Annotated in this window: 22 protein-coding genes and 1 tRNA gene; 13 read left to right on the plus strand and 10 right to left on the minus strand. The window is 74.3% G+C overall.

Going from position 1 to position 24,590, the window contains the following annotated elements:
• From HET64_RS18385 to HET64_RS18395, 3 genes are all read left to right on the plus strand, one after another.
• A partial coding sequence (locus HET64_RS18385) for an SDR family oxidoreductase (protein ID WP_215106952.1) occupies positions 1-828 on the plus strand: 828 nt, incomplete at its 5' end.
• Positions 829-997: 169 nt separating this feature from the next.
• The gene (locus tag HET64_RS18390; protein ID WP_215106953.1) at positions 998-2,122 is read left to right on the plus strand and encodes an acyl-CoA dehydrogenase family protein; all 1,125 of its coding nucleotides are present in this window, start codon (positions 998-1,000) and stop codon (positions 2,120-2,122) included.
• Positions 2,119-3,168, plus strand: a complete 1,050-nt coding sequence (locus HET64_RS18395) for a Zn-dependent alcohol dehydrogenase (protein ID WP_215106955.1) — start codon at positions 2,119-2,121, stop codon at positions 3,166-3,168. Before HET64_RS18390 ends, HET64_RS18395 begins: the two co-directional genes overlap by 4 nt.
• 10 nt (positions 3,169-3,178) lie before the next feature.
• On the opposite strand, the gene HET64_RS18400 is transcribed toward HET64_RS18395, so the two are convergent.
• On the minus strand, positions 3,179-4,204 hold the full coding sequence (locus HET64_RS18400) for a GlxA family transcriptional regulator (RefSeq protein WP_215106957.1): 1,026 nt from the start codon (positions 4,202-4,204) through the stop codon (positions 3,179-3,181).
• Between the two features lie 73 nt (positions 4,205-4,277).
• On the opposite strand from HET64_RS18400, the gene HET64_RS18405 reads away from it, so the two are divergent.
• Together HET64_RS18405 and HET64_RS18410 are read left to right on the plus strand one after the other, a co-directional pair.
• Positions 4,278-5,657, plus strand: a complete 1,380-nt coding sequence (locus HET64_RS18405) for an MFS transporter (RefSeq protein ID WP_215106959.1) — start codon at positions 4,278-4,280, stop codon at positions 5,655-5,657.
• The gene (locus tag HET64_RS18410; protein WP_251145506.1) at positions 5,654-6,094 is read left to right on the plus strand and encodes a DUF2809 domain-containing protein; all 441 of its coding nucleotides are present in this window, start codon (positions 5,654-5,656) and stop codon (positions 6,092-6,094) included. The genes HET64_RS18405 and HET64_RS18410 overlap by 4 nt, the downstream gene beginning before the upstream one ends.
• Before the next feature lie 39 nt (positions 6,095-6,133).
• Here the strand turns inward: HET64_RS18410 and HET64_RS18415 are convergent, their stop codons facing one another.
• Positions 6,134-6,514 carry a hypothetical protein gene (locus HET64_RS18415; RefSeq protein WP_215106961.1) on the minus strand — a complete coding sequence of 127 codons (381 nt, stop codon included), beginning with the start codon at positions 6,512-6,514 and terminating at the stop codon, positions 6,134-6,136.
• Between the two features lie 180 nt (positions 6,515-6,694).
• On the opposite strand from HET64_RS18415, the gene HET64_RS18420 reads away from it, so the two are divergent.
• A complete protein-coding gene (locus HET64_RS18420) occupies positions 6,695-8,062 on the plus strand; it encodes an MFS transporter (RefSeq protein WP_215106963.1) in 1,368 nt (455 codons plus the stop codon).
• Here the strand turns inward: HET64_RS18420 and HET64_RS18425 are convergent.
• Both HET64_RS18425 and HET64_RS18430 read right to left on the minus strand, forming a co-directional pair.
• Positions 8,052-8,663, minus strand: coding sequence for a flavin reductase family protein (locus HET64_RS18425; RefSeq protein WP_215106994.1), 612 nt, complete (start codon positions 8,661-8,663; stop codon positions 8,052-8,054). The two genes, HET64_RS18420 and HET64_RS18425, sit on opposite strands and share 11 nt — an antisense overlap.
• Before the next feature lie 96 nt (positions 8,664-8,759).
• On the minus strand, positions 8,760-9,347 hold the full coding sequence (locus tag HET64_RS18430) for a CGNR zinc finger domain-containing protein (protein ID WP_215106965.1): 588 nt from the start codon (positions 9,345-9,347) through the stop codon (positions 8,760-8,762).
• A gap of 160 nt (positions 9,348-9,507) precedes the next feature.
• Here HET64_RS18430 and HET64_RS18435 point away from each other — a divergent pair, with 160 nt between their 5' ends.
• The gene (locus tag HET64_RS18435; RefSeq protein ID WP_215106967.1) at positions 9,508-9,963 is read left to right on the plus strand and encodes a VOC family protein; all 456 of its coding nucleotides are present in this window, start codon (positions 9,508-9,510) and stop codon (positions 9,961-9,963) included.
• Between the two features lie 35 nt (positions 9,964-9,998).
• Positions 9,999-10,934, plus strand: a complete 936-nt coding sequence (locus tag HET64_RS18440; RefSeq protein WP_215106969.1) for a pyridoxamine 5'-phosphate oxidase family protein — start codon at positions 9,999-10,001, stop codon at positions 10,932-10,934.
• 15 nt (positions 10,935-10,949) lie between these two features.
• Here the strand turns inward: HET64_RS18440 and HET64_RS18445 are convergent, their stop codons facing one another.
• Both HET64_RS18445 and HET64_RS18450 read right to left on the minus strand, forming a co-directional pair.
• On the minus strand, positions 10,950-11,816 hold the full coding sequence (locus tag HET64_RS18445; RefSeq protein ID WP_374105561.1) for an enoyl-CoA hydratase/isomerase family protein: 867 nt from the start codon (positions 11,814-11,816) through the stop codon (positions 10,950-10,952).
• The gene (locus tag HET64_RS18450) at positions 11,807-14,035 is read right to left on the minus strand and encodes an acetate--CoA ligase family protein (RefSeq protein WP_215106972.1); all 2,229 of its coding nucleotides are present in this window, start codon (positions 14,033-14,035) and stop codon (positions 11,807-11,809) included. The genes HET64_RS18445 and HET64_RS18450 overlap by 10 nt, the downstream gene beginning before the upstream one ends.
• A 203-nt stretch (positions 14,036-14,238) precedes the next feature.
• Between HET64_RS18450 and HET64_RS18455 the strand changes: the two genes are divergently transcribed.
• From HET64_RS18455 to HET64_RS18465, 3 genes are all read left to right on the plus strand, one after another.
• Positions 14,239-14,312, plus strand: a tRNA-Met gene (locus HET64_RS18455).
• A gap of 155 nt (positions 14,313-14,467) precedes the next feature.
• Positions 14,468-15,349, plus strand: coding sequence for an NAD(P)H-binding protein (locus HET64_RS18460; RefSeq protein WP_215106974.1), 882 nt, complete (start codon positions 14,468-14,470; stop codon positions 15,347-15,349).
• Between the two features lie 71 nt (positions 15,350-15,420).
• The gene (locus tag HET64_RS18465) at positions 15,421-15,903 is read left to right on the plus strand and encodes a hypothetical protein (RefSeq protein WP_215106977.1); all 483 of its coding nucleotides are present in this window, start codon (positions 15,421-15,423) and stop codon (positions 15,901-15,903) included.
• A gap of 124 nt (positions 15,904-16,027) precedes the next feature.
• Here the strand turns inward: HET64_RS18465 and HET64_RS18470 are convergent, their stop codons facing one another.
• Positions 16,028-16,999, minus strand: coding sequence for an AraC family transcriptional regulator (locus HET64_RS18470; RefSeq protein ID WP_215106979.1), 972 nt, complete (start codon positions 16,997-16,999; stop codon positions 16,028-16,030).
• A gap of 101 nt (positions 17,000-17,100) precedes the next feature.
• Here HET64_RS18470 and HET64_RS18475 point away from each other — a divergent pair, with 101 nt between their 5' ends.
• Positions 17,101-17,952 (plus strand): NAD(P)H-binding protein, encoded by an 852-nt coding sequence (locus HET64_RS18475; RefSeq protein ID WP_215106981.1) that lies wholly within the window; start codon positions 17,101-17,103, stop codon positions 17,950-17,952.
• Between the two features lie 33 nt (positions 17,953-17,985).
• On the opposite strand, the gene HET64_RS18480 is transcribed toward HET64_RS18475, so the two are convergent.
• Both HET64_RS18480 and HET64_RS18485 read right to left on the minus strand, forming a co-directional pair.
• Positions 17,986-18,459: a carboxymuconolactone decarboxylase family protein gene (locus tag HET64_RS18480; RefSeq protein WP_215106983.1), complete on the minus strand. Its 474-nt coding sequence runs from the start codon at positions 18,457-18,459 to the stop codon at positions 17,986-17,988.
• Positions 18,460-18,584: 125 nt separating this feature from the next.
• Positions 18,585-21,518, minus strand: a complete 2,934-nt coding sequence (locus HET64_RS18485) for a BTAD domain-containing putative transcriptional regulator (protein WP_215106985.1) — start codon at positions 21,516-21,518, stop codon at positions 18,585-18,587.
• Between the two features lie 125 nt (positions 21,519-21,643).
• Here HET64_RS18485 and HET64_RS18490 point away from each other — a divergent pair, with 125 nt between their 5' ends.
• Positions 21,644-23,251: an MFS transporter gene (locus tag HET64_RS18490; RefSeq protein WP_215106987.1), complete on the plus strand. Its 1,608-nt coding sequence runs from the start codon at positions 21,644-21,646 to the stop codon at positions 23,249-23,251.
• A 55-nt stretch (positions 23,252-23,306) separates the two neighbouring features.
• Here the strand turns inward: HET64_RS18490 and HET64_RS18495 are convergent, their stop codons facing one another.
• Positions 23,307-24,500, minus strand: a complete 1,194-nt coding sequence (locus HET64_RS18495) for an NAD(P)/FAD-dependent oxidoreductase (protein WP_215106989.1) — start codon at positions 24,498-24,500, stop codon at positions 23,307-23,309.
• Positions 24,501-24,590: the final 90 nt, after the last annotated feature.

The following is a 24,590-nucleotide window of genomic DNA, read 5'->3' on the forward strand; positions in this document are numbered from 1 at the left end:
GAGGGGGAGCGGGTCGTCGTCAACGACTACGGGGTCTCCGTCGAGGGCTCCGAACCGACCAGCGAGATCGCCCGGTCCGTCGTCAAGGAGATCGAGGCGGCGGGCGGCGAGGCGGTCGCCGTCGCCGACGACATCTCCACGATGGCGGGCGGGCAGCGGATCGTGGACACCGCGCTGGCGGAGTACGGCCGGCTCGACGGGGTGGTCTGCGTGGCCGGGATCCTCCGTGAGCGAATGCTGTTCAACATGTCCGAGGAGGAGTGGGACCCGGTCCTCGCCACCCACCTCAAGGGCACGTTCACGGTCTTCCGGGCCGCCTCGGCGGTGATGCGGAAGCAGGAGGGCGGGGGCACGCTGATCGGCTTCACCAGCGGCAACCACCAGGGCAGCGTCTCCCAGGCCAACTACAGCGCGGCGAAGGGCGGGATCATCTCGCTGGTGCGCAGCGCGGCGCTGGGCCTGAACAAGTACGGGGTCACGGCGAACGCGGTCGCGCCCGTCGCCCGGACCCGGATGTCGGCCGGGGTGCCGATGGAGCTGAAGGAGATCGGGGAGCCGGAGGACGTGGCGGCCCTGGTGGTCTACCTGCTCAGCGAGCGCGCGCGGGCCGAGCGGATCACCGGGCAGGTGTACACGATCGCGGGCCCGAAGATCGCGGTCTGGGCCCAGCCGAGGGAGTTGCGGGCGGCGTACGGGGAGGGGCCCTGGACTCCGGAACGGATCGCGGACTTCCTGCCGGGGACGGTGGGGGTGGACCCGATGCCGATGCTGGCGCGGTTGGAGGAGATGGCGGCGGCGGCCAAGTCGGGCGACCGGCCGAACACGTGACAGCCCCCGGGACGCTGCCCCGGACCCCGGTCCTCAATCGCCGGACGGGCTTGATCTGGGGCGCTGCCCCGAACCTCCGGTCCTCAATCGCCGGACGGGCTTGATCTGGGGCTCCGCCCCCGGGACCCCGGTCCTCAATCGCCGGACGGGCTTGATTTCTGGAGGCTGTATGGACTTCCGTACCGAGGCGCGCACCTGGCTGCGCAGCCACCTCGCCGACACCCCCGCCCCCGACCCCCACGCGTGGGAACGCGAGCTCGGGCGCGCCGGGTGGATCGGGATCGGCTGGCCCGGCGAGGACGGGGAGAGTTACGGCAACCGCCGCGCCACCCTCGCCCAGCAGGTTGTCTGGGCCGAGGAGTACGCCCGCTCCGCGGCCCCCGCCCGGATCGGCCACATCGGGGAGAACCTCCTCGCCCCGACACTGATCACGTACGGCACCGAGGAGCAGAAGCGGCGCCATCTGCCGCCCGTGGCCCGGGGCGAGACGCTGTGGTGCCAGGGGTACAGCGAACCGGGCGCGGGCTCCGACCTCGCCGGGGTGCGGACCACCGCCGTGCCGGACGGGACCGGCGGTTACGCCGTGACCGGGCAGAAGATCTGGACCTCGCTCGCCCTGGACGCCGACTGGTGCTTCGTCCTCGCCCGCACCGACCCCGGATCCACCCGCCACCACGGGCTGTCGTTCCTGCTGGTGGAGATGGACCAGCCGGGCCGGATCGAGGTGCGGCCGATCCGGCAGCTGACCGGGACCAGCGAGTTCAACGAGGTGTTCCTCGACGGGGCGCGGGCCTGTGAGGTCGTCGGGGGCGAGGGCAACGGCTGGCAGGTCGCCCTGGGCCTCCTCGCCCTGGAGCGCGGGGTGTCCACCCTCGCCCAGCAGGTCGGGTTCGCCGAGGAGCTGGACCGGGTGGTCGCCGCCGCCGTGGCGAGCGGGGCCGCCGAGGACCCGGTCATCAGGGCCCGGCTCGTCCGGCAGTGGGCGGAGCTGGACACGATGCGCCGGCACGCCCTGCGCACCCTGGGCTCCACCGGCGACCCGGGCGCGCCCAGTGTGGCGAAGCTGCTGTGGGGCGGCTGGCACCAGCGGCTCGGCGAACTGGCCGTGCGGGTCGCGGGCGAGGCGGGAGCCGTCGGACCCGAGCCCTGGTCGGAGCGGCGACCGTACGAACTCGACGACGCACAGCACCTGTTCCTCTTCAGCCGGGCCGACACCATCTACGGCGGCTCCGACGAGATCCAGCGGAACATCATCGCCGAGCGGGTGCTCGGCCTACCGAGGGAGCCCAGATGAGAGGCGTCGTGTTCGACGGCACACGGACCGAGGTCGTGGACGACCTGGAGATACGGGATCCGGGCCCCGGGGAGGTGCTGGTGGCGGTCGCCGCCGCCGGACTCTGCCACAGCGATCTGTCGGTGATCGACGGCACGATCCCCTTCCCGGTCCCCGTCGTCCTCGGCCACGAGGGCGCGGGCGTGGTGGAAGCGGTCGGGCCCGGCGTCGGTCACGTGAAGCCCGGTGATCACGTGGCGCTGTCCACCCTCGCCAACTGCGGGGCCTGCGCCCAGTGCGACCGGGGGAGGCCGACCATGTGCCGGAAGGCCATCGGGCGGCCGGGGCGGCCGTTCTCGCGGGGCGGCAAGGCGCTGTTCCAGTTCGCCTCCAACTCCGCGTTCGCGGAACGCACGGTGGTGCGGGCCGTCCAGGCCGTGAAGATCCCGGACGACCTGCCCCTCACCTCGGCCGCCCTGATCGGCTGCGGGGTCCTGACCGGCGTCGGGGCCGTCCTCAACCGGGCGAAGGTCGGCCTGGGAGACACCGTCGTGGTCATCGGGACCGGTGGCATCGGGCTCAACGTGCTCCAGGGGGCCCGGCTGGCCGGCGCGCTCACCGTCGTCGCCGTCGACAGCAACCCGGCGAAGGAGGCGGTGGCCCGGCAGTTCGGCGCCACGCACTTCCTGCCGAGCGCGGAGGGCGTGCGCGACATCCTGCCCGACGGGGCCGACCACGCCTTCGAGTGCGTCGGCCGCACCGAGCTGATCCGCCAGGCGGTCGACCTCCTCGACCGGCACGGGCAGGCCGTGCTGCTGGGCGTACCGGCGGCGAGCGCCGAGGCGTCGTTCCTGGTCTCCTCGATGTACCTGGACAAGTCGATCCTCGGCTGCCGCTACGGCTCCTCACGGCCGCAGCGCGACATCGCCCTGTACGCGGACCTCTACCGGGAGGGCCGGCTGCTGCTGGACGAACTGGTCACCGAGACGTACCCGGTGGAGGACTTCGCCAAGGCGGCCGACGACGCGCACCACGGGCGGGTGGCCCGGGGGGTCCTGGTCTTCTGAGCCGCGTCCTCTACGGGCGCCCCTGGACCGGGGCGCGAGGACCTCGGGGCGCGGTGTCCGCCGAGGGCCGGAACGTACGCCGGTAGGCCGTCGGCGGCACGCCCAGCGCCGCCTGGAGGTGCTGGCGCAGCGAGGTCGCCGTGCCGAAGCCCGCGTCCCGGGCCACCTGGTCGATGGACAGGTCCGTCGACTCCAGCAGGTGCCGGGCCCGCTCCACCCGCTGCTGGGTGAGCCACTGGCCGGGGCTGATCCCGACCTCCTCGCGGAAGCGGCGCGTGAACGTCCGTACGCTCATCGCCTCCTGCTCCGCCATGTCCCGCAGCAGGATCGGCCGGTCGAGACGGGCCAGCGCCCAGGCCCGGGCGCCGGTGGTGGTCGCGAACTGCGGCTCGGGGACGGGGCGGTGGATGTACTGGGCCTGCCCGCCGTCCCGGTGCGGGGGCACGACCATGCGGCGCGCGATCTCGTTCGCGACGGCCGTCCCGTGGTCGCGCCGCACCAGGTGGAGACAGAGGTCGATCCCGGCGGCGACCCCGGCGGAGGTGAGGACGTCGCCGTCGTCGATGAACAGGACGTCCGGGTCGACGCGGACCTGCGGGAAGGTCCGCTGGAAGTGGTCGGCCGATGACCAGTGCGTGGTGGCGGGGCGGCCGTCGAGGTAGCCGGCCGCCGCCAGGACGTAACTGCCGGTGCAGATGGAGACCATCCGGGTGCCGGGCCGGACCAGGGCGAACGCGGCGGCCAGCTCCTCGGTGAGGCGGCCCTCCTCGAAGACCGGGCCCAGCTCGTAGGAGGCGGGGACGACCACCGTGTCGGCGGTGGCGAGCGCCTCCGGGCCGTGCTCCACGAGGACGGAGAAGTCCGCGTCGGTCCGGACCGGGCCCGGCGGGCGGATGGAGCAGGTCACCACGTCGTACAGCCTCCGGCCCTTCCCGCCCGTCTCCGTGCCGAGCCTGCGGCCGAAGATCCGCTGCGGAATGCCCAGCTCGAAGGGGAGCAGCCCGTCGAGGGCCAGAACGACGACGCGGTGCGCCACGAAGACCTCCTCGAAGATCACAGGAAATTGCAGTAGTGGTATAGACCACAAGCTGGTACAGGTTAGCGACGTGATGGAGAAGCCGACAGAGCGCGCGTCCATTCCCGACGCCGCGTGCGACACCCGAACGACCCCGAACCCGCTCCCGGACCCGAACCCGCTCCCGACGCTGCCACCGCTCGATCCCGGCGGACCGGGCGGCCCCGCCGGGACGGGCCTGGGCGCGGGGCCCTCCTTCGGTTCCGCCTCCGGCCCCGCGCGGCTCTGGAACCGCAACTTCCGCTACTTCTTCGTGGCCCGTACGGTCGCGCTCTTCGGCGACGGCATGATCCCGGTGGCCCTGACCGCCGGGCTGCTGGGCGCGGGGCGGCCCGCCTCGTCGGTCGGCTTCGCGCTCGCCGCCTGGATGGGGCCGCTGGCGGTGTTCGTCCTGTTCGGCGGGGTGCTCGCGGACCGGTTCACCCCGCGCCGCATGATGATCATCGCCGACGCCCTGCGGCTGATCGGCGCCTCCGTGCTGGCCGTGACCTTCGCGACGGGCAACCCGCCGCTGTGGGCGGTGTACGTCCTCAGCTCGGTGGCCGGCGTCGGCGCGGCGCTCTTCCAGCCCGGGGTCGCCTCGACCGTGCCGCGCGTCTCCACCGACGTCCAGCGCGCCAACGCGGTCCTGCGGGTCGCCGAGGCGCTGATGACCATGGCCGGGCCCGCCTTCGCCGGAGTGCTCGTCGGCCTCGCCAGTGCCGGGGCCGTCTACGCGGCGAACGCGGCGACCTTCGCGGTCTCCGGGGTCTGCCTCTTCCTGATGCGGCTGGCCCCGGCCCCGCACGACGACGCGGCGCGCGGCACGTTCGCCGCGGAACTGGTCGACGGGTGGCGGGAGTTCCGGGCCAGGTCCTGGCTGTGGGGAGTGATCGCGGTCTGGACGGTGTACGGCTTCGCGGTCCTCGGCCCGATGCTCCCGCTGACCGCCGTCCTGGTCACCGAGGCGCACGGCTCGGGGGCGTACGGCATGCTGATGGCGGTGAACGGGGCGGGCAGCGTCGTCGGCGGACTCCTCGCCCTGCGGCTGCGTCCGTCGCACCCACTCGCGGCGGGGGCGGTGGCGCTGCCGCTGGTGGCGGTCAGCCTGCTGGTGCTGGCGCTCGGGATGCCGCTGCCGGTGCTGGCCGCGGGGCAGTTGCTGGCGGGCGGGTCGGCCGCGTTCTGGCTGGTGATGTGGTCCACGACGGTCCAGACGCACGTCCCGCCGGAGGCCCTGAACCGGCTGCACGCCTATGACGTGGCGGGCTCGCTCCTGATGGTCGCGGCGGGCCGCGCCCTGGCGGGCCCGGTGGCCGAGGCGGTCGGGGCGCCGGAGCTGCTGGTGGCGGCGGCCGTGATCAACATGGGGGTGGTGGCGGTGCTGCTGGTGGCCCGGCCGATCCGGCGGCTCAAGAGGATCGGGCTCGGATGAGGGCCCCGTCCCGGCCCCCGGAGCACGCGGACGATTCCACGGCGCGACGCCCGCCCGCGGCTCGCGCTTCCACGGCCCGTGCGGTCGCGGCGGGGGCGGCCGTCGTCACCGTCGCCGCGGGCCTGGCGGTGCGCGCCGGGGCGGACGGCGCCTTCGCCAAGTACGCGGGGAGCGCGCTCTACACGGTGCTGCTCTGCACCCTCGTCGCCTTCTGCGCGCCCCGCGCGCGGCCGGCCGTGGTGGCCTGGGCGGCGCTCGGCCTGAGCTGGGCGGTGGAGTTCGCGCAGCTCACCGGCGTACCGGCCCAGTGGTCGGCGCACAGCACGGCGGCCCGGCTGGTGCTCGGCTCGACCTTCAACGCACCGGACCTCCTCTGGTACGGGGTGGGCGCGGCCTGCGCGTGGGCGGTGCTCCGGGCGGGCGGACGGCGCCGCTGACCGCCCGGAGCACTGCCCGTCGTGGGCCCGGTCCCCGGCTCACTTCTTGGCGCGGGCCCGCTCCTCGCTCGCCTGCGCCTCCAGCACCTCGAAGACATGGGCACTGATGCGCCGCCGGGAGGTGCCGCTGACGATGAGCGCCGCGCCCGCCGCGGTCGTGGGCACGGACAGGGCCAGGATGCCGACCAGTTCGGGCCACTCGCGCTGCCCGGCGCAGACGGAACGGCTGTTGTGCGAACCGCCGTTCTCCAGCGGGGAGCCGCACTCCACGTCGCGGATGTGGGACGGGACGGTGTACGGGACCAGCAGCAGCCAGCCCAGCCACAGCAGCAGCCCGGCCGCCACGGCGGACAGCCCCACTCCCCAGGCCACGCGGGCGCCGGCCCGGCGCTCGAATTCCTGACGCAAGGCCCAGTGCATGACGCTCCTCGTACTCGGTTCTCGCGGACGGGCCGAGATCCTACGCAAGGCTCGGACGGAGCCCGCTCGGGGGTGGCGGGCGGGCGCGGGCGGTCCGGATGGCGGGACAGGGCCCGGGCGTGGCCCGATCCCTGCGAAGCATGTCCTCCGGGCCGCTCGTCCTCACCCGTCCGGCCTCGGATGCTGGCTGACGTGACCTACCTGACCAAGACCGCCGGCCCCCGGGCCGACGCCCCCGGGAGACCCGGCCGCCGGTTCCCCTTCTCCGTCCACCGGGCGTGGATCGTCGCCGCCGTGACCTTCGTGACGATCATCGGCGGTGCGGCGTTCAACTCCCTGCCCGGGCTGCTCATCGACCCGCTCCACACCGAGTTCGGCTGGTCCCGGGGCGAGATCGGACTCGCGGTCTCCATCGACATGGCGCTGTACGGGCTGACCGCGCCGTTCGCCGCCGCGCTCATGGACCGCTACGGCATCCGCCGGGTCGTGGCGATCGCGCTCACCATGGTGGCGGCCGGGGCGATCGCCGGCGTCTGGATGACCGCCTCCTGGCAGCTGATGATCTACTGGGGACTCCTCGTCGGCCTCGGCACCGGGTCGATGGCGATGGCCTTCGCCGCGACCGTCACCCACCGCTGGTTCGTGGCCCGCCGGGGCCTGGTCACCGGCATCCTCACCGCCGCGGGGGCCTCCGGACAGCTCGTCTTCCTTCCGCTCTGCGCCTGGATCGTCGACGAACACGGCTGGCGGCCCGCCTCGGTCACCGTCGCCCTGGCCGCCCTCGTCGTCGTCCCGTTCGTCTGGTTCCTGATGCGCGACCACCCGGCCGATGTGGGGCTCGCCCCGTACGGCGGGGACTTCGTGCCCAAGCCCGCGCCGGCCCGGGGCGCCGCGCGCCGGACGGTGCGCGTCCTGTTCGACGCGGCCCGCACCGGCCCGTTCTGGCTGCTGGCGGGCGCCTTCGCGATCTGCGGGGCCTCCACCAACGGCCTGATCCGCACCCACTTCGTCCCGTTCGCCCACGACAACCACATGCCCACCGTCGTGGCGGCCTCGCTGCTCGCGGTGATCGGGGTCTTCGACATCATCGGCACGATCTTCTCCGGCTGGCTCACCGACCGCTTCGACGCCCGCAGGCTGCTCGCCGTCTACTACGCGCTGCGCGGGATCTCCCTGGTGTTCCTGCCGTTGCTGATCGGCCCCGACGTCCAGCCGCCGATGATCTTCTTCATCGTGTTCTACGGGCTGGACTGGGTCGCCACGGTCCCGCCGACGCTGGCGCTCTGCCGTGAGCAGTACGGCGAGGACAGCGCGATCGTCTTCGGCTGGGTGCTGGCCTCGCACCAGGTGGGCGCGGCGGTGGTGGCGTTCCTCGGCGGGGTCGCGCGGGACGTGTTCGGGAAGTACGACGTGGTCTGGTACGCGGCGGGGGCGCTGTGCGCGATGGCGGCGCTGATGTCCCTGGTCATCCGCCGACGCACGGCGGACGACACGGGCGGGGCCCCGGACCGGGCGGAGCCGGCGGACGCGGGCGGGCTCAGCGGCTGAACCGGCCGAACGCCCCCCGGTGGAACAGCAGCGGCTCCCCCTCGTCCGCCGCCCCCAGCGCCTCCACCCGGCCGACCACGATGAGGTGGTCGCCGCCGGTGTGGACGGCGTGGACACGGCAGTCGATCCAGGCGGGCACGGAGTCCAGCAGCGGTGACCCGGTCGCCGGGGCGTCCTCGTGGGCCACCCCCGCGAACTTGTCGGCGCCGCTCACCGCGAACGCCCGGCACAGCGCGCCCTGTTCCGCCCCGAGGATGTTCACGCAGAACGCCCCCGCGCGGGCGATGCGCGGCCAGGTCGTCGACGTACGGGCGACCATGAAGGACACCAGCGGCGGGTCCAGCGAGAGCGAGGCGAAGGACTGGCAGGCGAAGCCCGTCGGCCCGTCCGCGTCGCGGGCGGTGACCACGGTGACCCCGCTGGCGAAGTGCCCCAGCACGCGCCGGAATTCGGCCGGGGCGACGAGCAGCCGCTCATCGTCCCGGACGGCCCGCAGGTCCGGCCGGGGCAGCGCCTCGGGCGGTGTCCCGGCCGGTGTCCCCGGTGCGGCTGTCGTGGCGGCGCCGACGGACCTGAGGTACCGGACGGCGGTGGCGGCCATGCCTGCGTGTCCCATCACGCCGTCCATTAGAGCTGACGGTTCGTCAGATGTGAACCCGTGCGGGCGTTCGGGCGGAACGGGCCGATGGGGCGGGCGTCAGGCCCCGGAGCGCCGGGCGTAGTGGCGCTGCGCCTTCGCGCGGTTGCCGCAGCCCGCCATGGAGCACCAGCGGCGCGTCCCGTTCTTGGAGACGTCGTAGAAGTGCAGGACGCAGGCGTGGTTCGCGCAGGGGCGGATGCGGTCGGGCCGGTCCGCGATCAGTCGCAGCCAGTTCTCCGCCGCGTACCAGGCGGGGGTCCAGGACGGGTCGTCCACCTCCACCGCCGAGGCCGGCGCCCCGTCGGGCCCCAGTGTGTGGTGGACGCGCCCGTGGGAGAGGACCTCGTTCAGCCGCTCGGTGCTCTCGGGGGTGGCCTGATCCTGACGGGCGGCCGAGGCGGCCAGTGCGTCGAGCGCCGTCCGGGCGAGGAGCAGCCGGTCCAGCGTGGCGTGGTCGGCTGCCGGGGCGGGTGCGGGGCCGAGCTGCCCGCGTACCGGAGGGCTGTTCAGCCAGACGGCCAGTCCGGCCACGGAATCCAGCAGGTCGTGCGGGCCGGCCCCGTCGATCCAGCGGGTGTTGAGCAGGTCCAGGGCGAGCGGCTCGCCGGTCAGTGGCCGGGGGTCCGCGCCGGGGGGATGCGACACGGCTGGGCTCCTTGTGTCACGCGGGAGGGGGTGACGGACCCGTCAATCATAACCGGCCAAATGGAGATCACCGGTTGACCTCCTCCGATCTAACCTGCAAAGTTGATGTCAGTGGTTACGGGATCGTCTCGCGGCCCCGAGTGCAGGAGTGGGATCGAACATGGGCAAGGCGAAGAACCTGGCGACCGGCCACGTCGGCCTGAACGTCACCGACCTGGAACGCTCGGCCGCCTTCTACCGCGAGGTCTTCGACTTCGAGGTGCTGGCCGAGGGCAAGGACGTCGATCGCCGCTGGATCTTCCTGGGGCGCGGCTCCCGGCTCATGGTGACCCTGTGGCAACAGAGCGAGGGCAGGTACCCGACGGACCTCCCCGGCCTCCACCACCTCTCGTTCCAGGTGGACTCCGTCGAGGAGGTCCGGGCCACCGAGGAGGTCCTGCGCGGGCTGGGCGCGGAGTTCGCCCACGAGGGCGTCGTCCCGCACGGCGAGAGCGGCACCTCGGGCGGCATCTTCTTCGCCGATCCCGACGGCATCCGCCTGGAGGTCTACGCGCCGACCGGGGCCGACCCGGCGGACGCACCGACCGCGTCCGCTCCCACCTGCGGCTTCTTCTAAGGCATCGACGGAACGGAAAGGCAGGGTGCAGGGCCATGAGTGGATATCACCGGGGTGAGACCGCCGCGCAGGAGCGGGCGGGGCTCGCCCGGCGGGCGGCGAGCGCGGGGCGGGCCATCGGCTCCGACATCCCCGAGGTGGCGGCGGACTTCCTCGCCCGACAGCCCTTCCTGGTGCTGGGCGGGGCGGACGACCGGGGGCGGATCTGGGCGACCCAGCTCACCGGCGAACCGGGATTCCTGAGCGTTCCCGCGCCGGACACCCTGGTCGTCGGGGCCCTGCCGCCGCCCGGCGACCCGCTGGCCGGTCTGCTGTCCGGAGCCGGTGCGGAGGGGGCCGCCCCCGCCCGCGTCGGCATGATCGGCATCGAACCGGCGACCCGGCGCCGGATGCGGATGAACGGCCGGGCGGTCCGTGCCGGGGACGGGCTCCGCGTCGACCTCGACCAGGCCCTCGGCAACTGCCCCAAGTACATCCAGGAGCGCCGGCACCGCCGGATCACGCCCGGCGAGGAGACCGGGCAGCGGCCCACCGTCACGGACGGCGACGCCCTGAGCCCCGCGCAGCAGGAGGCGCTGCGGACCGCCGACACCTTCTTCATCGCCACCGCCTCCGACCGGGGCGACGCCGACGCCTCGCACCGGGGCGGCAACCCGGGCTTCGTCCAGGTGCTCACTCCCCGGCTGCTGCGCTGGCCCGACTACGCGGGAAACGGCATGTTCCTGACCCTGGGGAACCTCGAACTCAACCCGGCCGCCGGTCTTCTCGTACCCGACTGGGACACCGGGGCCTCCCTCCACCTGACCGGCACCGCCCGCACCGTCTGGGACGAGGAGGCGGTCGCGCGGGTCCCGGGGGCGGAGCGCCTCGTGGAGTTCGAGGTCACCGCCGTACGGGAGGTCACCGCCGCCTCCCCGCTGCGCTGGTCGGAACCGGCCTTCCACCGCTTCAACCCGCCGGTGGCGGGCTGAGCCCCGGTACTCCGGTCAGTACCCCCGGTACTCCGGTGACCGGCGCTCGACGAAGGACGCCACGCCCTCGTTGGCGTCGCGCGTGGTCATGTTGACCTCCTGGGCCGCGGCCTCCGCCGCGAACGCCGCGGCCCGGTCGCCGTCCAGCGAGGCGTTCACCAGCTGCTTGGCCAGCGCGAGGGCCCGGGTGGGGCCGGCCGCCAGCCGGCCCGCCCACTCCTTGGCCAGGGCCTCCAGCTCCCCGCCCGGGACCGTGCGGTTGACCAGCCCCAGCCGCTGCGCGTCCGCCGCCGGCAGCGCGTCCCCGAAGAACATCAGCTCCTTGGCGCGCTGCGGGCCCACCAGCCGGGGCAGCAGATACGCGCCGCCGCCGTCCGGGACGAGCCCCCGGCGTACGAAGACCTCGACGAACTTCGCCGTGTCGGCCGCCAGGACCAGATCGCACGCGAACGCCAGATGCGCGCCGATCCCGGCCGCCGTCCCGTTCACGGCGGCGATCACCGGCTTCTCGCAGTCCAGTACGGCGGCGATCAGCCGCTGCGCACCGAGCCGGATCGTCCGGGCGACGTCCCCGGGGACGCGTTCGCGTGTCGGGGCCGGGGTGCCGCGCAGGTCGGCGCCCGCGCAGAAGCCCCGGCCGGTGGCGGTGAGCACGACGGCCCGTACGGCGGGGTCGGCGGAGGCCTCGGCCAGCAGGGCGATGATCCGCTCCCGCTGGTCCCAGGTGACGGCGTTCATGACCTCGGGCCGGTTGAGGGTGATCCAGGAGACGCCGCCGTCGAGGGAGTGCAGGACGGTCGTGTCCCGGGGAGCGGCCTCCTGGGGAGCGGCCTCCGTCCCGTCCGGGGGAGCGGCCTCCGCCGCCTCCCCGCTCACCGGCACACCGCCAGCGCGTCCAGGGCCACCGCGCCCTGCCCGCGCCCGAGCACCACCAGCGGGTTGATGTCCAGCTCGGTCAGGTCGTCGCCCAGCTCCAGGGCCATGCGCTGGACCCGCAGCACCACTTCGACGAGGGCGTCCACGTCGACGGGGGGCCCGCCGCGCACTCCCTCCAGCAGGGCCCGGCCGCGCAGCTCGCCGAGCATGTCCCGGGCCTGCTGCTCGCCGAACGGCGGCACCCGGACGGCCGCGTCGTGCAGCACCTCCACCAGGACCCCGCCGAGCCCCACGGTGACGGTCGGGCCGAAGAGCGCGTCGTGGGTCACCCCGACCATCATCTCGACGCCCCGGTCGATCATCTGGCAGACCAGGATGCCGTCCAGGTCCACCGATTCGTACCGGGCGATGTCGGTCAGCTCGCGGTAGGCGTCGCGGACCTGGCTCGCCGAGGTGAGGCCGACCTTCACCAGGCCCAGCTCCGTCTTGTGGCCGAGCCTGGGCCCGGAGGCCTTCATCACCACCGGGTAGCCGACCGGGCCGGCCGCCCGGACCGCCGCCGCCGCGCTGGTCACCAACTGCTCGCGCGGCACCCGGATCCCGTACGCGCGCAGGAGCTGCTTCGCCGCGTGCTCGCTGAGCTGCTGTCCCGGCCGCAGCAGGCCCTGCGCCTTGCGGAAGGAGGGCGACGGGGTGCGCGGGGCGTCCTCGAAGGGGGAGCGGTAGCGCTCGGTGAAGCGGTGGTGGTCCAGATAGGCCTTCACGGCGGTGACGCAGTTGCGAGACGTACGGAAGGTGGCGAGCCGGGAGGAGCCCAGCAGGGTGGTGCGGTAGGCGTCCTCGGTGCCGACGGGGGAGCCCCAGATCACGCAGACCAGCTTGTCGGTGGCCTCCGCCGCGTCCGCCAGGTCCTGGGCGAGCCGGTCGCTCATCGGGGGGAAGGGGCCGGTGATCGGACATATCAGCACCCCGACCGACGGGTCCGCGAGGATCGCGTCGATGATCTTCCGGCCGCGCCAGTCGCCGACCGGGTGGCCGCCGTTGTCGATGGGATTGGCGACGTTCAGGTAGTCGGGTATCCAGGTGTGCAGTTCGTCCTGCTTGGCGGCGGAGAGGGCGGGCAGCGAGAGCCCCGCCGCCGTCGCCAGGTCCGCGAAGTGGGCGCCGGTGCCGCCGGAGATCGAGTACACGGCGATCCCCTCGGCCTGCGGCGGCCGGGCGCGGGCCAACAGGGCCGCGGTGTCCTGGAGTTCGTCCAGGCCGTCCACCCGGATCACCCCGAACTGCCGCATCGCCGCGTCCACCACGTCGTCCGCCCCGGTCAGCTTGCCGGTGTGTGAGGCGGCGGTCCGCGCCCCGGCCTCCGTGCGGCCCACCTTCACGGCGACGACGGGGACCTTGGCGCGGGCGGCCCGGTCGGCGGCGAGCAGGAAGGAACGGCCGTCCCGGAGCCCTTCGACGTAACAGGCGATGGCTCCGACCTCGGGGAGCTGGGCGAAGTACGCGAGGAAGTCGGCGGTCTCCAGATCGGCCTCGTTGCCCGTGGGCGCCCAGTGGGAGAGCCGGATGCCCAGCTCCTGGAGCGCGTGGAGCGGGCGGCCCTGGTGCCCGGACTGGGTGATCAGGGCGATGGCGGGGCCCTCCAGGTCCTCCCGGAACCTCTCGAAGGCGTTCAGATTGGTGTTCGGCCCGAGCAGGCGCAGCCCGGAGCGTTCCACGGCCGCCGCCAGCCGGGTCTGGGCCTCCGCGCCCGCCTCCCCGGTCTCGGCGAACCCGGAGGCGAAGGCGACGGCGAAGGGCACCTTGGCCTCGCCCAGCTCCTCGATCACCGGGAGCGGGTCCGCGACCAGCAGGACCGCGAGGTCGACCGGCTCGGGCACGTCGGCGACCGAGGGGAAGCAGTCCCGGCCGAACACGGCCCGTCGGGTCGGGTGCACCGGATGCAGCCGGGCGCCGACCCGGTCGGCCCAGGCGATGAGCTGCCGGGTGATGCCGGTGTTGGGGCGGCCCTCGGTGTCCGAGGCGCCGACGACGGCCACGGACCGGGGCCGGAAGAAGCGGTCCAGGTCGGGCACGGTCAGGTGCAGCGGTCGTCCGCTGACGTCGAGGCCGCCCCGGGCCGAGGCCGTCGGAAGGCTGACGACGGCGGCGTGCGGCTCCTCGCCGCAGGCCACCACCCGGGCACGGAAGTCGGTGGTGAGGGTGCCGTGAGTCGATCCAAGCATCGTTCCGCCCACTCCTGCTCGATGGCCCACCGGTGAACAGGCGGGGCCGGCCGGTTAGCTGACACACTGTCAGGTTACTGAACTGACGCTGCGTCAGGAATGGGTGTGCAGGCAAAGGCTCCTGCGAGCACCGGACGGCTGTGCGGGCGGAGCCTCCCGTGGTCACCGAGAGGCATTCCGTGGCGTAAGGTGGTGTTCACCGACGCGGGGTGGAGCAGCTCGGTAGCTCGCTGGGCTCATAACCCAGAGGTCGCAGGTTCAAATCCTGTCCCCGCTACTGAAGAACACGGCCGAGGCCCGGATCCCACTGGATCCGGGCCTCGGCGGTGTTCCGCCACGGAACGCCGGCGCCTCGCCCCCGCCGGACGCTCGAACATTCCTTCCGGACGCTGAGTCATGGCACGGGCCGCCCCGCCGGGCGAGGCTGGTGCCATGACTCGGACGCACATGACCCAGACACCTACGACCTCCGCGCGGGAACCCGTACTCGTGACCGGCGGCACCGGCAAGACCGGCCGCCGGGTGGTGGCCCGGCTCCGTGAGCTCGGGGTGGAGACCCGGGCGGCCTCGCGGTCCGGCGACACCCCGTTCGACTGGGCGGACCCCACCACCTGGGCGGCCGCCCTGGACGGGGCCGCCGCCGTGTACATCACCCCGCTCGACGCCTCGCCCTCCCCGACGCCCGCCTTCGTCGAACAGGCCGTCGCGAGCGGGGTGCGGCGGCTGGTGCTGCTCTCGGCCCGGGGCACGGACGAGCCCGGCTACTTCGGCCCCGGTTACGAGGACGGCGGCCCGCACGGCGAGGGGGAGCGGGCCGTACGCGCCTCCGGCGTGACCTGGACGATCCTGCGGCCCGGCTGGTTCGCCCAGAACTTCAGCGAGGGCGTCTTCCTCGACGCCGTACGCGATGGCGAACTGGCGCTGCCCACCGGGGACGGGAAGGCCTCGTTCGTCGACGCCGACGACATCGCGGCGGTGGCCGTCGCGGCACTCACCGAGGACGGTCACGCGGGCCAGGAGTACGGGCTCTCGGGCCCCCGCGCGCTCGGCATCGAGGACGTCCTGGACGAGATCGCGAAGGAGACCGGGAAGCGCGCCGCGTACGTCCCCGTCGACACGTCCGCCTTCCGCGCCGATCTCGTCGCCCAGGGCTTCACGGACGAGGAGGCCGGCCTCTGGACGGACGCGCTGAAGCCGATCACCACGAGCCGGGAGGCGCCCGTCCTGGACGGGGTGCGCCGGGCGCTCGGCCGGGAGCCGCGCGACTTCGCCGTCTTCGTCCGGGACGCGGCGGCGCGGGGTGTCTGGGGCTGAGCCCCTCGGCACCCGGGGGCCGATCTCCCGATTCGGATGTGCCCTCGACCGTCGGTTCGTATCCTTCGCACATGCGTGCTTGGTGGGTGGGCGTCGTTCTGACGGCGGGGCTGGTGCTGTGGTTCGGCTGGGGTCTGGCCGGGATGGTGAGCGTGGGGTGCGACTGGGGCCCCAAGGGCTGCGGTGTCCCGGAAGGGGGCGGCAAGTACTTCACCGCGTTCATGGCCGCGCCCTGGCCGCTGGGCATCATGATCAAGGCGGGGCTCTTCCGCAGGGACTGGCGCCGCACCCTGAGCTACCCGGCCGGAGCGGTTCCGGGGGCGGCGGTCGCCCTGGGCATGGGCACCTCTCCCGGCCACTGGATCGTGGCGTCCGTCCTCGTGCTGTTCGGCGTCCTCGTTCCGTGGCTGACCTGGTACAACACCGATGAGGCCCGCGAGGTCAGGCGTCAGGAGCGTGAGCGCCGCGCGCAGGAGGAGCGGCGGGAGCGGGCGCGGGTGCGGAGGAGGGAGCGCCGACGCGAACGGCGCCGGAGCCGGAGCGGCGCGACGTGACGGCGGCCGGCCTCGCGCCCACGCGCGGGGGCGCAGCGGCCGATTCGCCGTTCACGCACCTTGCCGTAGCCCCCGGCTCACGGCCCATCACCCTGCCGGGGCAGCCGGCTCACCGTCCTCCCTCTCACCCCGCCGGGGCGGCCGTCTCCACCGGGTCGGCGGCCGCCGCCGCGCGCCGGAACGCGGTCGGGCTCTCGCCGCGCAGCCGCTTGAAGGCCGCGCTGAAGCCGAACGCGTCCGCGTAGCCGACCCGCCGGGCCACGGCGGCCACCGTCAGCTCCGGGCGGGTCAGCAGGTCGGCCGCGAGCGTCATCCGCCATGCGGTCAGATAGGCCACCGGGCCCTCCCCGACCAGCTCGGTGAACCGCTTCGCCAGGGTCGTCCGGGAGACCCCCGCCCGGACCGCCAGCTCCGCCGTCGTCCAGGGATGCGCCGGGTCCGCGTGCATCGCCCGCAGGGCCGACCCCGCCACCTGGTCGCCGAGCGCCCCGTACCACCCCGGCGGATCCGCCTCCGGCCGGTCGAACCAGTCCCGCAGCGTGCACACCAGCAACCAGTCCAGCAGCCGGTCGAGCACGATCTGTTCGCCCGGCCGCCCGCCGCCGATCTGCCCCTCCAGGTAGTCCCGCATCGGCCCGCAGTCCTGCTCGTCGGGGACCACGAGGGCGGGCGGGAGCGCCTGGAGTAGCCGCTGGGGCACCTGCGCCCGCACGTCGTAGGTGGCGGCCAACAGCACGGTGGGGAAACCGGGTTCGGATCCCGCTCCCGGCCCGGCTTCCGGTGCGGGGGCGGTGTCCCGGGCCACGCCCCCGCCCACCTCGCGCACGCCACCGGCCCGGCCCGTCCCCGTACCGCCCGCCGGGTCGTCGGTGAAGACGAACGGGGCCGGACCGCGGACGATCGCCGCCTCGCCGACCTCCACCCGCAGCGGCTCGCCGCCCTCCGGCACGATCCATCCCCCGCCCCGCATCGGCAGGCACAGGGTCAGATACGCCCCGTCGGTGAACCGCACCGACCACGGCGCGCGCAGCACCGAACGGCCGAACACCGCGCCACTGCCCCGCACGCCCCGCAACAGCTCGTCGAACACGTCCATGACGCAACTGTAGGCAGAGCCGGCCGTGCTCCGGACGCTCACCTATGCACGGCGGACGGACGCCCATGGGCCCGGCGGGGCCGACGCGATGGACTGGGCCCATGACGACGAAGAGCGTGCACCGCGGTCCGTCCGGGATCCTCGTCCTCGGCGGCACCGGCAAGACCGGCCGCCGGGTCGTGGACCGGCTGCGCACGGCCGGAACCACCACGGTCCGCCCCGCCTCCCGCTCCGGTGAGGTCCGGTTCGACTGGGCCCTCCCCGACACCTGGGAGCCCGCCCTCGCCGGGGCCGAGGCCCTCTACCTGGTCGCCCCCGACGACCCCTCCCCCGTCAAGGAGTTCGTGACCCGCGCCGAGGCCTCCGGGGTCCGCCGCTTCGTGGTCCTGTCCGGCCACGGCATCGAGCACGCGGGAGAGGGCTTCGGCCGGGGCATGGCGGCGGCGGAGGACGCGGCCCGGGAGTCCGGGGCCGAGTGGACCCTCCTGCGCCCCAACAACTTCTTCCAGAACTTCGACGAGGACCTGTGGCGGGCCCCGCTCCGCGAGGGCCGTCTCGGCCTGCCCATCGGGGACGTCCCCGAACCCTTCGTCGACGCCGACGACGTGGCGGCGGTCGCGGTGGCCGTCCTCACCGAGGACGGCCACGCGGGCCGCACGTACGAACTGTCCGGCCCCCGCGCCCTCACCTTCGCCGCGGCCGCGGAGACCATCGCCCACGCGGCCGGCCGCCCCGTCCGCTACGAGGAGCTGAGCCCCGAGGCGTACCGCGCGGAACTCCTCGCCCAGGGATGGCCGGAGGCCGCCGCCGACTCCCTGGGCGCGATGTTCGCCCTGCACCGCGCGGGCCACTCGGCCGAGGTGACCGACGGCGTCCGCGAGGTGCTCGGCCGGGAGGCGGCGGACCTGGAACCGTGGGCGCGGCGCATCGCGGCCACGGGTGTCTGGGCGTAGGCCACCTCGTCGGGACCGGGCCGGGCGGAGCCGCTAGGAGAGCTGCCCCACCTGGTAGCCGCCGGCCGGCTGCTGGAGGATGACGTTCAGCCGGTTGAAGGTGTTGATCAGCGCGATCAGGGAGACCAGGGCGAGGAGCTGCTCCTCGTCGTAGTGCTCGGCGGCGTTCGCCCAGACCTCGTCCGGGACCCCGCCCGCCGCGTCCGCGATGCGGGTGCCCTGCTCCGTCAGCTCCAGCGCGGCGCGCTCGGCGTCGGTGAAGACGGTGGCCTCCCGCCACGCGGCGATCAGGTTCAGGCGCAGCGAGGTCTCCCCGGCCGCGGCGGCCTCCTTGGTGTGCATGTCCAGGCAGCCGCCGCAGCCGTTGATCTGGCTCGCGCGGATCTTCACCAGCTCCTGCGTCGTCGCGGGCAGCGTCGTGCCCTCGACGATCTTGCCGGCCGAGACCAGGTGCTTCACGAGCTTGCCGGTGACCGGGCTGGCGAAGGCGTTGAGTCGGGCGTTCATGGTGGGCTCCCTCTGCTGTCGTCCGTGGCTGCACACACAGGACGGAACAGGCCCCCCGGATGTGACATCCGGGGGAGGGGAGTGACGGGCGTCACCCCGAGGGGCGGCCCGGAAGAGGAGGCCGCTCACGCCCGGGGCAGGGGGTCCAGTTCCGCCAGGGCGTCCTCGGCGCGGTCGGCGTGGCCCGACGCGTGGCTCTTGGCCCGTGCCCGGTTCAGGTGGTGCCCGGCGGCCTCCGGGTCGCCGCGGAGCCGTGCCGCGTGCCCCAGCCCGACCTCGGCACGGATCTCGCCCGCGCTGTGGGCGCGTTCGGCCGACACGGACAGCGCGCGTCCGTACAGCTCCGTCGCCCGATCGGCGAGGCCGCCCGCCAGCGCGCTCCTGCCGAGCCGGATCAGCGCCTCGACGACCTCCGTCCACAGGCCGAGCTCCTCGGCCATCAGGAGACCTTCCCGGTGCAGCCGTTCCGCCCGTACGCCGTCACCCCCGCGTTCCGCCGCGAGCGCCAGGGCCCGGGTGGCCCGCAGCCGGCCCCAGCGGTCGCCGGCCTCCACGAACAGTGCGGCGCCCAGCTCCGCGGACGCGTCCTCGCCCGGGGCGTGGCTCGCGAGCTCGACCAGTGCCGCGGCCTCGCCCCAGGGGTCCCGGGCGGCGCGCGCCCCGGCCAGACCCGCCTCCACCAGCCGCCGCCCCGCGCGGTGGCGGCCGGAGCCGGTCAGCCCGGTGCCGACGAACCACTGCAACCGGGCTCTCAGCACGGGGTCCTCGACGCCTGCGGTGGGGTCCTCGCCCGCCGGGGCCGCTGACGTACCGGCCCCCGAGGTGCGCAGCTCGATACCGGCCAGCCAGGCCCGCGCAGCCACGCGCGCGGCCGGGGCGGCCTCGCCCCCGGCGGCCAGTGCCGTCCGGAGCGACCTGCGGGCCTCGGTGAGCCGGCCGCGCAGGAACCAGTACCACGCCTGCGCGTTCACCAGCCGCACCGCGTGTCCGGCGGCGTCCTGGGCGACCGCGAGGTCCAGGGCGCGGCGCAGGTTGACGGTCTCCGCGTCGAGGCGCTCCAGGCCGCACCGCTGGTCCGGGCCGCGCAGCCGCTCGCTCTCCCGCTCGGCCAGCTCGGCGCAGTGGCGTACGAACCGGGCGCGTACGGCGGTCTCCTCGCCGGCCTCCGCCAGTCGTCCGGCGCCGTAGGCGGCCACGGACTCGAGGAGCCGGAACCGGTCTCCCTCACGGACCACCAGTGAGCGGTCCACCAGCCGGGACAGCAGGTCGGGGATCCGCCCGGCGCCCAGCCCGGCGTCGGCGCAGACCGCCTGGGCGGACGTCATCACGCAGCCGTCGGCGTGTACGACCAGGCGTCGTAGCACGGTCCGCTCGTCCTCGGTGAGCAGCTGCCAGCTCCAGTCGAGCATGCCCCGCAGCGTCCGCTGGCGGTCGGGGAGTCCGCGCACCCGGACGTCGGGCCGGGCGAACCGGTCGTCCAGCCGGGCGGCCAGCTCGTGCGGGCTCAGCGTCCGCAGCCGGGACGCCACGAGTTCCAGGGCGAGCGGAATCCCGTCGAGGCGACGGCAGATGGTGGCGACGGCCTCCGCGTTGTCCGCGTCGAGGACGAAGCCGGGCGCCGCCGCCGCGGCTCGTTGCACGAACAGTTCGACGGCGCCCGCCTCGGCGACCGCCCGCGGACCGGTGTGGTCCGGAAGCGTCAGCGGCGGCACCGGATGGACCACCTCGCCGGGGATGTCGAGGGGTTCCTGGCTGGTGAGCAGGAGGTGCGCCGCGGGAACGGCCGACAGCACGGCGCCCGCGAGCACGGCGACCGGCTCGACGAGGTGCTCGCAGTTGTCCAGCAGGATCAGCAACCGCCTGTCGGCCACGGCCCGGCAGAGCCAGCCCACCAGGTCGTCCAGATCCGGCTCCGTCGCCGCGGTGTCGCACAACCCGAGTGTCGTGATGACCCGTTCGGCGATGTCGTCCGGGGCCGACGTGGCGCCCAGGCCCGCCAGTTCGACCAGCCACACCCCGTCGGCGAACCGACCGGACGCGTCGCGCGCCGCGGCGACCGCCAGCCGTGTCTTGCCCACTCCGCCGAGGCCGGTGAGGGTGACGAGTCGGGTGTTCCCGCCGGGGGTCAGCCGGGCCAGGACCCGACCGGCCGCCTCGCGCCGGCCGATCAGCGGAGTCAGCGGGGTGGGCAGGTTGGTGCGGCACGACAGCGATCCGACGGCGGGTGTGGCCAGTCGCGTCTCCTGGCGCAGGATCGCCTCGTGCAGCACGGAGGCTTCCGGACCGGGGGACGCCCCCAGCTCCTCGGCGAGCTGCCGCCGCAGGTCCTGGAAGCTCCGCAGCGCGTCGCCCTGTCGCCCGGCCCGGTACAGGGCGCGCATATGGGTCATGCGCAGCCGCTCGCGCAGCGGGTGGCGCCCCACGAGCGTCCCCAGCTCCGCCGCCAGCGCGGTGTGCTCGCCCCGGGCCAGGCGCGCCTCGGCGTGGTCCTCGACGACGTTGAGGCGCAGCTCCTCCAGCCGGGTGATCTCGCCGCGGGCGAACAGGGACTCGGCCACATCGGCGTAGGCAGGGCCCCGCCACAACGCGAGCGCTGCGGCGAACAGGTCGGCCCGCACCGCCGGTTCCCGGTGGGCGCGGGCGCGCTCGGCCAGCTCCTGGAACTCCAGGGCGTCGACGGCGTCGACGGTGTCGACGGCGTCTACGGTGTCGACCACGTCGTTCACGTCACGCACGGCGTTCACATCACGCCCGTCGCGTACATCGCGCACACCACGCCCGTCGTCCGCGAGCAGCAGCCGGTAGCCGGCGGGCTCGCGGACCACCCGCTCCCGGCCCAGTACCCGGCGCAGCTGGGAGACCTTGGTCTGCAGGGTGTTCGCCGAGCCGCCCGGTGGGCGGCTCGGCCACAGGTCCTCGATCAGGCGGTCCGCCGGCACCGGCCCGCCCCCGTGGACGAGCAGATCCGCCAGCAGGGCGCGGACCTTCGCTTCGGGAACCCTGACCGGCCGCCCCTCGGCGTCCCAGACGGCCAGCGGGCCGAGCACCCCGTAACGCATGGCCGGAGTCTAGTGCCGGACCGCACGGCCGGGCCCTGGCGCCGGACGACCGTCAGGAAACCGTGCGTGGGGGTCGGCACTGTGGCGCGTGCACGTTGCCGGGACGCGAAACGCAGGGGAGTGCCATGAGGACAACGTCCGTACGCCGAGCGGGTGCCCGGGAGTGGGGAGGACTGGCCGTCCTCGCGCTGCCCACCGTGCTGCTGGGCCTCGACGTCACCGTGCTGTACCTGGCGCTCCCCTCGCTGGCGGAGGATCTGCGGCCGTCCGGCACCCAGGAGCTGTGGATCATGGACGCCTACGGCTTCCTGATCGCGGGCTTCCTGCTCACCATGGGCACGCTGGGGGACCGGATCGGCCGTCGCAGGCTGCTGATGACCGGAGCCGCGGCCTTCGGGGCCGTCTCGGTGCTGGCGGCCTGGTCCACCAGCGCCGAGCTGCTCATCGTCGCGCGCGCGGCCCTCGGGATCGCCGGGGCGACCCTGATGCCGTCCACGCTGGCCCTGATCAGCAACATGTTCGCCGATCAGCGTCAGCGCTCCCTGGCCATCGGGGTCTGGGCGACGAGCTTCGCGCTGGGCATGGCGCTCGGGCCGGTGGTCGGCGGGGTGATGCTGGACCACTTCTGGTGGGGTTCGGTGTTCCTCCTCGCGGTCCCCGTCGCGATCGTGCTGCTGGTTGCCGCTCCGGTCCTCATCCCCGAGTACCGGGCCCCGCGGAGCGGGCCGTTCGACCTGCTCGGCGTCGCGCTGTCGCTGGCCGCGATCCTGCCGGTGGTCTACGCGGTGAAGCGGTTCGCCGAGGACGGCCCGGACGTACCGACGATCGCCACCGCGCTGCTCGGTGTCGTCTTCGCGGCGCTGTTCGTCCGGCGCCAGGCCGGGCTGGCGAACCCGCTGCTCGACGTGCGCCTGTTCGCCGACCGGACGTTCAGCGCCGCGCTGGGCGTGCTCCTCGTGGGCCTCGTCGGCGTCGGCGGCTCGATGCTGCTGATCACCCAGCAGCTCCAGTTCGTCGAGGGGCTGCCTCCCGTCGAGGCGGGCCTGTGGATGGGGCCGCCGGCCCTGCTGATGTTCCTGGCGGCGATCGGGTCACCCCTGGTGGCCCGCCGGGTGGAGCCGGGCATCGTGGTGGCGGCCACCCTGGCGCTGTCCACGGTCGGTTACGTGCTGCTCGCCCTGGTGGACGCCTCGGACGGCATCGCCCTCATGGTGATCGGCTTCGGCCTCGTCTACCTCGGGCTCGGGGCGATCGCGGCCCTGGGCACGGACCTGGTGGTCGGCGCCGCGCCGGCGGAGAAGGCGGGCTCGGCCTCGGCGATGTCGGAGACCGTGCAGGAGCTGGGCCTCGCGCTGGGGGTGGCGGTCCTGGGCAGCCTGGCCACCGCGGTCTACCGCGACCGGATCGAGGACGCGATGCCCGCCGGTGTCCCGTCCGAGCTGGCCGACGTCGCGGGCGACAGTCTCGCCGGTGCGGTCTCCTCGGCACAGCGGATGCCCGCCGGCTGGCTCGACCACGCCAAGGAGGCGGCCACCTCCGGGATGAACACCGCGATGATCGTCGCCGCGGCGTGCACCCTGCTGCTCTCGTTCGTGTCCGCCGTCGTGCTGCGGCGCGTCGGCGTCATCGGCGGCGACGCGCCGGAGACCGACGGGGACGCCCCGGTGACCGACGGGGGAGACCCGGTGACCGACGGGGACGACCCGGCGGAATCGGCCCTGTCGGAGATCTGACCGGCGCTGGGGCGCCCTTCGGCCCACGCATTACGGCTCCCGGGGCCCGGGAGCCTCAGCGCGACGCCCGGGCGACCCCCTTCGCGATCTTCTCGGCGTCCAGGGCCATTTCGCGGAGCATCCCGCTGATCGGGTTGGTGAAGCCGGTGAAGTAGAGCCCCGGGGCGCCCTTCGGCGAGCGTCCGCCGTGGGCGACCGGGCGGCCCCGCCCGTCCAGGACGTCCAGGTGGCCGAGCAGTGGCTCCAGCGCGCGGTCGTAGCCGGTGGCGGCGATGACGGCGTCCGGGGTGAGGCGGGTGCCGTCGGCCAGGACCACCGTGTCCTTGTCGAAGGAGGCGACCGTCGCCACCGGCGTGACCGCGCCGGTCCTGACCGCGTCGATCAACCCCACGTCCTGGACCGGGATCGCGCCCTGGCGGACCCGGGAGTACAGGCCGGTGTCGGGGCGGGGGAGGCCTTGGGCGGCCAGGTCGGGCACGGCTATCCGGGACATCACGGCCCCCGCGCGGTCGACGAGCCGCACCGGGAGGCGGCGGACCAGGATGCCGGTGGCCTGGGCCGGCCAGCCCGCGGTGGAGCGGCGGACGATGTGCGGGACCGTCCGGACCGCGATGCGCACCCGGGACGCGCCGCCCTCCGCGAGGTCCGCGGCGATCTCCGCGCCCGTGTTGCCGATGCCGACGACCAGGACGTCCCGGCCGGCGTACGGGGCCGGGGCGCGGTACGCCGCCGCGTGCAGCAGCTCGCCCGTGAACGTGTCGCGGCCCGGCCAGTCGGGGATGCGCGGCGTGTGGTTGAAGCCGGTGGCGACGACGACCGCGCGGCCCCGCAGGACCCGTCCGCCCGTCGCCGTGAGCTGCCAGTCGCCGGAGCCGTCGGGGGCCCGGTCGATCCTCGTCACCTCGACGCCGGTGACCACTTCCAGCTCGTGGTGCTCGGTGTACTTCTCCAGGTACCGCACCACGTCGTCCCGGCCCACCCAGCGCCCGAACCTGCGGGGCATGCGCAGCCCCGGCAGCGCCGACCAGCGGCGCGTGGTGTGCAGGTGCAGCCGGTCGTAGTGGCCGCGCCAGGAGGCGCCGACCCGGTCCGACTTCTCCAGGACCACGGCCCGTACGCCCCGGGCGCGCAGCGCGGCGGCGACGGCGAGGCCTCCGGGGCCGCCGCCGATCACGTAGACGGGACGGTCGTCCGTACGGTCGGTGAGGGCGGCGGCGTCACTGCCTGTGGGGGACGGGCTGTTGGGCATGGTTCGGAGCGTAATCGCCCGCTCTGTTGATGGGTCTCGGTCAAGAGGGAAATCGATTGCGAATTGATCACGGGCGGGGGCGGTTGATCA

The organism is Streptomyces sp. McG3 (genome assembly GCF_018619185.1).
GTDB lineage: Bacteria > Actinomycetota > Actinomycetes > Streptomycetales > Streptomycetaceae > Streptomyces.